Source organism: Aquirufa aurantiipilula, from assembly GCF_019923745.1.
GTDB lineage: Bacteria > Bacteroidota > Bacteroidia > Cytophagales > Spirosomataceae > Aquirufa > Aquirufa aurantiipilula.
The window spans coordinates 111477-123474 of the sequence record NZ_JAANOG010000009.1 but is presented as its reverse complement, the minus strand read 5'-3'; the positions used below and the strand labels follow the sequence as shown (position 1 = coordinate 123474).

Sequence of the window (11998 nt, the reverse complement as noted above, 5' to 3'; positions counted from 1 at the left end):
CATTGGTAGTCGAAGTAGCTGTAGCAAAACTACCATTAGCATCAGACTTAGTCCAAGTAACGGTTTGTCCAGAAGTACTTACTGGGTTGTTGTTAGCATCCGCCAATTGAGCGGTGATGGTTACTGTTCCACCTGCTGTTGGAGAGGAAGAAGAAGAAGTAACGATGTATTTTGTCGCCGCACCTGCAACATAGGAAATGGTAGATTGCGTTTGAGATCCAGTACCATTTCTCACTTCTGCTCCACCTAAGGTGGCTACAAAGACACCAGAACCTGTGGCGGTTGGTGATGTAACTGTAGCGGTGTAAGTACCATTCCCAACATCGGTAACTGAACTTATTGTTCCAGTACCAGATAATTTAGTGATGGTAACTGTAGATCCACCTGAACCAATATTGTTGCTACTACCATCTTTGGCTGTAACGGTTAAAACTTGTGTAGAAGAACCATTCGCTGTGATACTAGCCGAAGTAGGTGTTAATGTAGATGCGGCAGCGTTTGGAGTACTCAATGTCGTGGTTATCGTAGGTGATGTACCTGTGATAGCAGAGGTCGTGGCCGTTATTGTAGTTGATGTAGATGCTACAGTATGTGTGGTAAATACTACCGTTGCGATACCGCTTCCATTGGTGGTAGAAGTGGCAGAGGCAAAACTTCCGTTGGCATTTGATTTGGTCCAAGTAACGGTTTGTCCAGAAGTACTTACTGGGTTATTGTTTGCATCGGCTAACTGTGCTGAAATAGTGACAGTACTACCTGAAACGGGAGAATATGCCGAGGAGGTTACAATGTATTTTGATGCCGCTCCCGCATTTACCACCGTACTTGCACCTGTATTGGCAGTTAATGTAGCTGCTTGATCAGTGGCCGTCACAGTTTGATTTCCGACAGTTTTAAATGTTAAAGCAAACTGCTTAGTACCTGCAACCAATGCTGAGTTTCCTGGAAGGGTGGCAGTAGCATCGGATGAAGTAATACCAATTGTAGCAGTGGAAGTATTGACGAAATTCCAATAGGCATCTACTGAATTTACCGTGAAGTTGAACGAGCTACCAGCAGTTTGGGCTGTAGGTGTACCTGTTTTACCTGTTGCAGTTCCTGGAGCGGCTGTTTCACCGGGCATTAATACCTGTAATTTAGTTGCCGTTCCTGCTGTAACCAATGTACTTGTTCCTGTATTTGCAGTTAATGTGGCAGCTTGGTCAGTTGCAGTAACCGTTTGGTTTCCAGCTGTACGGAAAGAAACAGTGAATGTCCCTGTTCCTGCTGTTAATGCAGCATTGGATGGATGCGTATCATTAGCATCGCTGGTGGTGATGGCAACAGTTGGAGTTGATGATGTTACCTTATTCCACCATGCATCCACTGCATTGACTGTTACCGTTGTATTGGATCCTGCCACTTGATCCGTTGGAGTACCTGTTTTACCTGTTGCAGTTCCTGGATCGGCGGTTTCACCGGGCATTAAGACTTGTAGTTTGGCTACCGGACCAACTACATATCCAACACTTGCATTATTGGATAAAATGGTTTCAAATCCGGATGCAATGACGGTAGCACGGTAATAAATGGTTTGTGGGGCCACCGTGCTTGTCACAGTAAAAGTGGCAATACCTGAAGCATCTGTTGTTGCACTTGCTGGGCTGATGGTTGATTTAGTTGTTGGAACAAGCAAACCTGAATCAGAAAATTGACTGATGGTTACTGTAGCACCTACTATGGCTGCATTACTAGAATTTTTGGCTGTAATGGTTAATGTGGATGTTGTGGTATTATTGGCAACTACTCCAGTAGATGGACTTGCCGTGATGGTTGAATTACCTGTTGTTGGAGTATTTGTAACGGCAAAGTTGTCCAATGTTGTACCAACAGGCCCACTATTACCACTAATTTGTGATGTTGAAGTATAAGCATTGGTCGTTGCGTTAACTAATAAAACTACTACATAACCTGCACCAGAAGTGGTGCTACCTGAACTATATTGATCGAAAAATACGGAGTTAGGGCTACCACTTTGATCTCTCCAGGACATGACACCGCCTACTGGTGCGGTTGTTGTTCCTCCCGTTGTTAAATATGTAAAGTTTACAACGGTATTAGACCCTCCACCAGTAGTACCTGAAAAGTTACAGTTTGAACCACCACCTGTACACACAGTTTCGAATCGAAAGTTACTACCTGATATTTTTGCTCCATTAATGGTTACTTTATTTGATGAAATAGTTGCTGGCCAAATGGTTTGTGTTACCAAGGCAGCCTCTTCAATCTGTAAGGTCTTTCCATAAACAAGTATATGGTTGCTATCGTTTCGTAATTTGGCTCCATTGATTTCCTCAGGGGCTAATGTATACCCCATTTCTTGGGCTGCAAATAAGGCTCCCTCATCACCCGGAGAATCAATTTCCCCATTTAAATAAAAGTCAATAGCATGTCCATACTCTTGCAATAATAGGCCCACCATCTGACGATCATTTGCTTCTGGATAATAGAAAGGGGCTTGACCCGATACATATTCCTCATTGAAATAAATGATAGGTTTGCCTGTTGGGCCGTGGTTGGCATAGGCAGCCATGGCTCCGTTGATAACCGACCAATTTAGTAACTGTACTGGGACATTAAATCCTTTATTAAAAACAAGGTTACGTAATTCCTCTACTTTTTGTGTGAATACTAAATCTGATTTTGTACGGTTTCCAGGGAAATATGAAAATAATAAATCTTGGTAATTCGATTTTTGAAAGAGTTGAAGTAAAAACTTGTTTACCTCTTTGTTCGCCTGAATGATTCGTAATTCTTCTGGGCTTTTTGGCTTTCCAGGAGTTTGATCAAAGAAGATAACTTCCCAACCTGCATTCGTGTGAAGGGGAGCATGGAAGTTCATCGACAACTCTGGAGAAGGAATTACTTTTGGATAATCTAATGCAGTATTTGTTTCCAAGCCTCTGGCTTCTATAGAGGAAGACAATAGTGCAGCAATGATTACCAAGATTGATAGCAATGATGGGAACTGTTTCAATGTGTTGAAATAAGTAGTGTGAAATACTTTCATATAATTTTTAAGAACACGAATTTTCTAATCCAATTTTTTAAAATTGATAATCAGCCCAGTGGATTAGCCCAGGGAAGAATTAACAGAAGTCGGAAACGTTTTTGAATGGGTATGAATTCCCTTACCAGATATGGTCGGTACATCACAAAGACTTTGCAGCCAAGGAGTAGATTTTTTCATATATAATTTAGGAACAGGATACCACCTCTCAAAGATTTTTCAAATTGCCTTTGAGATTATAATTCAAACAAAAGTAATAATTTCATTTTTGTTGTAGAAATAATCTGAATCGACATTTGTACTCAATTTAAAATTTTGAACAAATGAAATGCTTGAGAAGCTCCGTAGGCAGATTTTAAAAAATGACGAAAAATTGTGAATTTTGAGAATCTTAGAAAAGTTCAATTTTTGGACAAATCTCAAAAATTGGTCAAATTTAAATATGGAAACAGAATTTGAGTTAGAGGTCCTTGAAATGAAGTCTGACTCAACACAATTTTAGCCGAATTTGGCCCATAAAGAGCTTATTTTCCTATGAAATCCAAGCTATTTTTGGGTAAATCAATCAAATTTTGTGAATAAAATGGATCAATTTGGTCTGATTTATAGGTAAAATTGGCAACTAGTTAAGGTGGAAAGATGCAAATATATGTGCCCTTATTCTGGTTTTTTGATAGGGATATTTAGGGTATCTAATGGCCACTTTCCCTTCCAACCTTGGTCAATAATTAGCTTGGGCATTTTCTTTTGAAGCATTTTGATCCCTTGGTCACTTACTTTACTCTGCCAGAGATAAACTTTTCTCAAAGTAGGTAGTTTAGCAAGCTCCAATACTGCTTGATCATCAATGGCATTAGCTACCAAGTTCAAGGTTTCTAAGTGCTTCAAAGAGCTGAGGTAGGAAAGTCCTTGACGACTAATTTTGGTGTGATCTATTTGTAGATGAACCAACCTGGGGTAACTACTGATCTGTTGCAATAAGGCATCACTAATATTTGTCCCTCCTAATTTTAAAGAAACCAATTGTTCCTTAATGCCATCCAAATCTTGTAGTTCTTTGTCCCCAATCTGTTTGGCATTAATGGCATTGACTTCCAGGAATGATTTCTCCTTACTTAAAGCAATGACTAATAAGTGGTGTTTTCTGAGTTTTTCAATATCTGCATCAGTGGCAGCAGGAATGTTTTCTTTTAAAACAGGAGAGATGTAGGCTTCTTGCTGATTTCCTACTTGGGTATATTTTGCTAAAATAGATTTGATTCGGGCATCATAAGGAATGTTAATAATCTTTTTGTTGAAATGCGCTCCTTCTTTGACCCACCATTGCAGTAGTACAATCTCATCTTCTGTTAAATACACTTTGCCTTTTGGAGGCATGTGGTCTTCATGAGAAGGATCTAAAAGTACGCGTTTAATCAAATCACTTTCTGCTGGATTTCCTGCTTGGATAATTTCTCCATTTGCACCACCTTTCATGAGATACTCTGGGCTGTCCATGCGTAATTTGCCTTTTTGTTTTTCAGCATTATGGCAAGACCAACATTTTTGTTTTAAAGTAGGTTGAATTAAATCTTGAAAGATAAGTGCCTCTTGTAAATTTTTAATGCGTATAGGTTGTATGCCTTTTTCTTCAGTCGCTTGTTCCCTTGGCGCAATACCTAGCCATCCTCTCCAAGGTTGTGGCAGGTAATTAGTTAAATAATCGGAACCATGGGTTAAGTTGCCCCCCAAATGCCCCGTCCACATCACTAAGATAAAAGCCAATAGTAATCCCGGTTTGAAAAACCGTGACATGAAAGCATCCTGGGACCAATGTTGTGTCATATAAGCCAGCGCCAGGGAGCAAAGGGCTAGGCAAATTCCTAGCCATTGGTGAATTTTTAAAGTATCCCCTTCATATTCCCCAGCTAAGGACAAACACCAGCCCATAGCGCAAGAGATGAGTGCCATGATTCCAGTTGTCCATAAAATAGGGGCTATGGAAGTTTGCCTTTGAACTTCTTCTTTCTTGGAAAACACATATAAAATCATTCCCATGAGGAGCATACCGATAGGTAGATGCACCAACATGGGATGAAAATGGCCAAAAAATAGTATCCAATCAGGAATTACCTCCGTGTCCAAAAGAATCATATTAACCGATACGTTCCAATTTAATAGGGTAGGTTTTTTGAGAAGCCCACTGTGCTACATATATATTATCATCAGAATCGGCATATACATCATGTGGATGAATGAAGACTTTGTTTTCATCATCTTTATGCTGTTTTTGTAATATGCCATTTTTGTAAATTGGTTCAGATCCTCCAGGTGTAGAAACGACTTTCATGTCTTTATCTAAGATTTGAATATACCCAGAGCCCGGCCAATTTCCATCTCCACTGCGGAAAGTGGCAGCCACGATATGATCCCCATGTAAGTTTGGCCGACAAACGAATGAACCTGGTAGGTGATAGCGCGTGATGAATTTACCATCCAATGTGAAGCGTTTAAAGCTATTGTTGACACGATCTGTTACTAGAAGAGTCCAATTTTTAGGATCACGTGTGTCAACGATAATACCGTGACAGCAATTGAATAGGTTATCATCGTAATCATTTGTCTTACCGCCAAAATGACGGATATACTTTCCTTTGGCATCGTATTGAATGATATAGTTTGCCCCATATCCATCGGCCACATAAATATCCCCATTCTTAGGATTCACGGCTGTTTCAGTAGGAACAAATTGATGTGGATGATCATATACACCTGTTTCTTTAGGGTATTCGATTTTGAAAATTTCCTTTCCTTTTAAATCTGTCTTGATAACCTGATGGCGCGTATTATCACAGATTAATAAAAACTGTTCGCCACCTTCGTTTAAAATGGTCAATCCATGAGCACCTGGGTAGGTATGTCCCCATGAGTCTAATAACTTACCTGATTTATCATAAATCAAGACATTGTTTTTGGTCTCGTTAGTTAATAAAAACAAACGACCTTTAGCATCTTCCACCATTTCATGGCAGTCGTTAACTGGGTTTTTACCAGCATCCAAGATACCCCAGTTAGGAATAACTTTGAACTTATAATTGTTGTGACCTATAACGATTTCGCCAGGTTTTGGGGCAATTTTTTTCATAGTGTGTGAGGTTGATAAGAGGCTTCCGCCAACTAAAACGGAGCTAGTTTTTAAAAAATCTCTGCGTTGAATAGACTTGTTCATAGGTATTTTAAGAGGTTATGTAGTATTACGGTTTATTGATACTTTCATCTAGGTTAAATAAGACATTGCTGACAAGGGTCCGGGCTATTAGAATAGGGGCCTCTTGTGGCATTGTATTATCCGGACAAAGATGTAAAAATTCTCGGCACTTCTGATTGTCCTTCTCGTAGATAGGAAGTACTTGTTGGTAAAAACTCATCAAGTGTTTCTTTTTTGCCGAACTAATTTCTTTACCAAATAGCTGATAAAATGCCTTTTCTATAAATTTCTCTTCGTTTTCCTTCGGAAATTTACGCGCAAAGAATAAGGCACATTCCATAAATACAGGATCATTTAAGGCATTGAGTGCTTGCATGGGTGTGTTTGTTCTAATTCTTCTCGATAAACAAATATCACGAGTTCCTGCATCAAATGTAACCTGAGTTGGGTAAGGGCTGCTCCTTCGCCAATAGGTATATAATGAGCGTCGCCACTGGTCTTCTCCATCGCTTTTCGTCCATTTCATTCCGCTGTAAGGTGCATTCCATATTCCTTCCGGTTGCTCTGGCATTACGCTAGGTCCTCCTATTTTTGGAGATAATAATCCTGACCAAAGTAATGCCTGATCGCGAAGCTGTTCTGGGCTTAATCGGATTCTTGGACCATGACTTAAATACCGATTGTTTGGATCCTTTTCTTTGGATTCATTAGTGAACTCGGAACTTTGCTGGTAGGTTGCCGACATCACGATATATTTCAAAAACTCTTTTGGCTTATATTGAAAGGTAAATTGGAATTGGTAAGCTAAAAAGTCCAATAATTCTTGATGACTTGGCGAAAGTCCTTGACTTCCAAGGTCTTCTAAAGTTTCAACCAAACCCGTTCCAAAAAGTTGTTCCCAGAAACGATTGACTGCCACGCGCGCAGTGAGTGGATTTTGTGGACTGCTCATCCATTGAGCTAATTCCAATCTATTCCGAACAGGCTTATTGTATTGCTTGCCAAACAAGTTAGGAATAGCCCGTTCTACAGACTTACCCGGGGCGAGCCAACTCCCTCTTTCAAAAATGGGGGTGTTCCTTTTGTATTCTGCTGGATTTTCTAATAAAACCGGAGTCGTTCCTTCTGGTTGAGTGCTAATTAATTGTTTGGCCAAAGCTAGGAAGGAGGTATTTTTTAATGCCTCTGGAGGTTTGGGTAATAACATCCAATATCCTATCACGGCAGTATTTTGGTCGGGCTTACATGTTTTATTACTAAATGACCAATAGAGATCTTGTTTTCCCTTCATGGCCGGAATACTATAAAAGGCATATGTCCATCCATGTGCCCAATTCCCTTTTTTAAGGCCTTCTTTTTCGGATAAAGTAGTATCTAGTTTTATTTGAGTGACAATCTTACCTTGCAAAGAGCCTTGTCGAATGACCAATTGTGTAGGGGCATCATTGGTATTTTTATAAGCAATGAGTATCTCCGTTTTTTCATTCATGGGAACAGCCTTAAATCGAACAGATCCACCTGGTCGAACGGCCAAATACTTATTATCTTGTAATGCTCCATTGATAAACTCATCGGCCCAGTGTGGATGTATTTTGGGTTCCACAAATTGGATGGTCTGTTTCCAAGTTTGATGTTCTTTGGGATAGCTGCTTTTTATAAAATGAAGTAAAGAATCTACGCGCTTTTGATCAGATGATTTAAAATGCCGGTAATAGGGAGATTCATCCGGTACATCCTCATCTCGGGTATTGTTGAAGTAAGCCATATAGCGGTAATATTCTTCATGGCGAATGGGATCATAGGGATGAGAATGACATTGAACGCATGAAAAACTGGTTCCTTGTAATGTTTCCCAGGTGGTATTGACCCGATCTAAAATAGCAGCAACTCTAAATTCCTCATCTTCTGTTCCCCCTTCATCGTTATTGGCTGTATTCCGATGAAAAGCCGTAGCGATGTATTGGCTTTCTTTTGGATTGGGTAATAAATCACCGGCTAATTGCTCCGTAATAAATTGATCATAAGCCTTATTCTGGTTAAAGGATTCAATCACATAATCACGGTATCGCCAAATACTTCGTTTGTCATCTTTCTCATATCCTTTAGTATCGGCATATCTAGCCAAATCCATCCACATACTGGCCCATTTTTCTCCAAATCGAGGGGATTTCAATAATTCATCTACTTTTCTTTCATAAGCGTCTTTTGAATTATCTGCTTCAAATGCTTGATATTCATCTTCTGTTGGACTTAGCCCCGTCAAATCTAAACTCAAACGTCTTAATAAGTCGGCTTTTTCTGCTTGAGATTGATGACTTAATCCCATCTCGGCTTGTTTTGCCCCAACAAAATGATCGATTTCATTTTCTTCCCAGCCAGCTTCTATTCCTACCCATGAAAGTGCTTGTTTCCACCAAGAGCTGTAAGGTACCGCTGGCTTTTTTAGGGGTTGGTAGGCCCAGTGTTCTCCCCATTCAGCGCCCTCTTTGACCCACTGACTCAAAATTTCAATTTCTTGTTGGGATAATGGAGGCCTTTTATAGGGCATTTTTTCTTCTGGATCCTCCAAGCTCAATCGTTGAATAAAGCTTGATTTTTCAGGATGACCTGGAACAATGGCCGCGGCATTGAATTTGGTTTTTCCTAAAGCTTCTTCTCGAAATAAGAGACTGAATCCTCCTTGTTTCTTGACACCACCATGGCAACTGATGCAGTTTTTATTTAGGATGGGTTTGACTTGTGTGTTGTAGTCGATACGCGACTCTTTTTCCCAAAACTGCTTTCCTACAAAAAAGCCAGCCAAACCCAAAATGGAAATGATGATCAGGTTTTTCATGCCAAAATAGGATCAATTACTTTGCCAAAAACGTCGGTTAGTCGGAAATTTCTTCCTTGGAATGGATAGGTAAATTCTTCATGATTGAATCCCAAACATTGAAGAATGGTAGCCTGTAAATCATATACGGAGGTTTTACCTGAAATAGTTGAATAACCTAGGTCGTCTGTTTCACCATAAGATACGCCAGGTTTAATACCACCACCAGCTAACCACATGGTAAAGGCTTCCGTATGATGGTCTCGACCAAAGTAAGCCAACTTTTTACCTTCTCTATTTTCTTGCATGGGTGTACGACCAAACTCTCCTCCCCAAACTACTAATGTTTCATCCAATAAACCTCGTTGTTCCAAATCCAGTAAAAGAGCAGTCGCAGCCTTATCAACTTGCCTACATTTTTGATGTAAACCATAATCTACTGAACCGTCCAATCCCGTACCGTGCGTATCCCAGCCCCAGTCGAAAAGCTGCACAAAGCGCACACCCTGTTCTACTAGTTTTCTAGCCAAAAGGCAATTGTTTGCAAAGGATTCTTTTCCAGGCTCTGTCCCATACATTTCATGGATATAGGCAGGCTCTTTGTTGATGTCCATCACCTCAGGTACCGAGCTTTGCATTTTATAAGCCATTTCATATTGGGCTATTCTTGCTACAGTTTCTGGGTCACCAAATTCCTGGTAAGTTTCTTGATTGATTTGGTTAATGGTTTCAATACTGGCTTTACGAATGTCGGAATTGATACCCGCAGGATTTTGTATAAATAGGATGGGTTCGCCTTCTGATCGGCATTGCACACCTTGGTAAATGGAAGGTAAAAATCCACTTCCCCAAGCCGATTTACCTGCATCGGGATTTTTGCCTCCAGAGGCTAAAACCACGAAGCCTGGTAAATTTTGATTTTCAGAACCTAAACCATAGCTTACCCATGAACCCATGCTGGGCCTACCGAGGCGAGCAGATCCTGTATGCATCAGAAGCTGTGCCGGAGCATGGTTAAACTGATCGGTATGCATTCCTTTCAAAAAACTCACTCGATCAGCTTGGCTGGCTAAATGGGGAAGGTAATCCGAAATCCAATGCCCTGCTTGTCCTCTTTGTTCAAAATGGGCTTTGGGTCCTAATAAATTGGGTACACCTCGTATGAAAGCGAATTTTTTACCTGCTAATAATTCTGGTGGACATTCTTTTCCATCGAATTTGGCTAAGCTTGGTTTGTAGTCAAATAATTCCAGTTGGGAAGGAGCTCCCGCCATGTGTAAAAAAATCACCGATTTGGCTTTGCCTAGTTTAGGGGAGCTTTTGGCTGATAATGGGGAGGCAAATGAGGCACCTGAATCTGAACTACAATTCGTCAAAAAGCTACCTAGGGCCAAGGACCCTAGTCCTGTACCTAGGCTACTTAAAAAGTGTCTTCTGGTAGCTAACTGGGCTTCATGCTGGATGGCTTCTTGTATGATTTTGTTCATGACTTTAGTCCATTATAGCTCTTCCTTTTGTTTCTGGCAAATAAATAATCCCAATGATAACGGTTAAAGCGGCCAAGGTAATGGGATAAAAAATACCCGAAAAATTCGAGTGCGTCACTGCGCCTAGCCAAGTGGCCACAAAGGGAGCGCAACCTCCAAATACTCCGTTGGCAAAATGGTAAGGGATGGATAATGAAGTATAGCGAATTTTAGTTGGGAATAGTTCTACTAAAAATGCGGCTATTGGTCCATATGCCATGGCCGCAAAAGTGACTAAAAGAATACAGATAAAGGCTAATTTGACCGTACCGGTTGTGGTTAAATGATAAGCACCATCGATTAAAGTGCCCTCTTGTCCAACGATGTCCGACATCCAAGCGAATAAGGGATAGTATAAAATGGCAGCTAGTGCCATACCACCCAACATGATTTTTTTCCTTCCAATACGATCGGATAGACTACCGAATACAACAAACAGCGGAGTCCCTACTACCAAAGATGCAGCAATAATCAAGTTGGTGGTAGTAAAGTCCACCATCAAGATTTTATTGATGAATATTTGTGCGTAGAATTGGCCTGTATGCCAAACGACACCTTGCCCAACAATGGCCCCAAACATGGCAATGAGCATCAAGCGACGGTTGGATTTGCTTGCAAATGCTTCACGTAAAGGATTTTCAGAAAGTCGACCTTCCTTTTTTAATCGGGCAAAAAGTGGAGATTCATGCATATTTCTACGAATGAAATAAGACACAATGACAAGAATGCCAGAAAGAGCAAAAGGTACTCGCCAGCCCCAGGATTTGAATTCTGCATCTCCCATGATTTTCTGACAGATCAAAATAACGATGATGGATACAAAAAATCCTAAAGTAGCTGTAGTTTGGATGTAAGCAGTGTATTTTCCACGATGTGCATCTGGGGCATATTCGGCCACATAGGTAGCGGCACCTCCATATTCTCCACCTAGAGCAAGACCTTGAATAATACGAAGTAAAAGTAGGATGGCTGGGGCAACTAGGCCAATGTCAGAATAACTTGGAATGAATGCGATGGCAAAGGTAGATCCCCCCATTAAAATGAGAGTTAATAAAAAGGTATATTTTCGACCAATTCTGTCGCCTAAGCGTCCAAAGATAATTCCACCAAATGGCCGAGCTACAAAACCCGCACCAAAGGCAGCTAGTGTAGATATAAAAGCGGCTGTAGGGTCATCTTTAGGAAAGAAAGAAAGGGAAATGATGGCTGAAAGGCTACCAAAAATATAGAAATCATACCATTCTATGACGGTTCCAACGGAGGAGGCGATGATTACTTGCCAAAGTTTCTTTACAGGAATCTTATTATTATCGAATTCGGGATTCGAAGCAGTCATATAACAAAAGGTTTAGAAAATATGAAATTAACCATATTGCCTTGAAAATCCTAATCTGAAATGTGTTGAGCTCCTAAGGCTGGCA

At 40.5% G+C, this 11998-nt stretch carries 6 protein-coding genes; all 6 read right to left on the bottom strand.

Annotation, left to right across the window (positions count from 1 at the left end):
- Positions 1-3049, bottom strand: a 3049-nt coding sequence (locus G9H60_RS10915) for a beta strand repeat-containing protein (RefSeq protein WP_223144089.1), incomplete at its 3' end; no start/stop codon positions are given.
- Positions 3050-3706: 657 nt separating this feature from the next.
- Entirely contained in the window at positions 3707-5182 is a 1476-nt protein-coding gene (locus tag G9H60_RS10910; RefSeq protein WP_223144088.1) for a c-type cytochrome domain-containing protein, read from the bottom strand.
- A 1-nt stretch (position 5183) separates the two neighbouring features.
- Positions 5184-6257: an NHL repeat-containing protein gene (locus G9H60_RS10905; RefSeq protein ID WP_223144087.1), complete on the bottom strand. Its 1074-nt coding sequence runs from the start codon at positions 6255-6257 to the stop codon at positions 5184-5186.
- A gap of 25 nt (positions 6258-6282) precedes the next feature.
- Complete coding sequence (locus tag G9H60_RS10900; protein ID WP_223144086.1) at positions 6283-9072, bottom strand: PSD1 and planctomycete cytochrome C domain-containing protein; 2790 nt, start codon at positions 9070-9072, stop codon at positions 6283-6285.
- Positions 9069-10538: a DUF1501 domain-containing protein gene (locus tag G9H60_RS10895; protein WP_223144085.1), complete on the bottom strand. Its 1470-nt coding sequence runs from the start codon at positions 10536-10538 to the stop codon at positions 9069-9071. The genes G9H60_RS10900 and G9H60_RS10895 overlap by 4 nt, the downstream gene beginning before the upstream one ends.
- A gap of 4 nt (positions 10539-10542) precedes the next feature.
- The gene (locus G9H60_RS10890; RefSeq protein WP_223144084.1) at positions 10543-11913 is read right to left on the bottom strand and encodes an MFS transporter; all 1371 of its coding nucleotides are present in this window, start codon (positions 11911-11913) and stop codon (positions 10543-10545) included.
- Between the last annotated feature and the right edge of the window lie 85 nt (positions 11914-11998).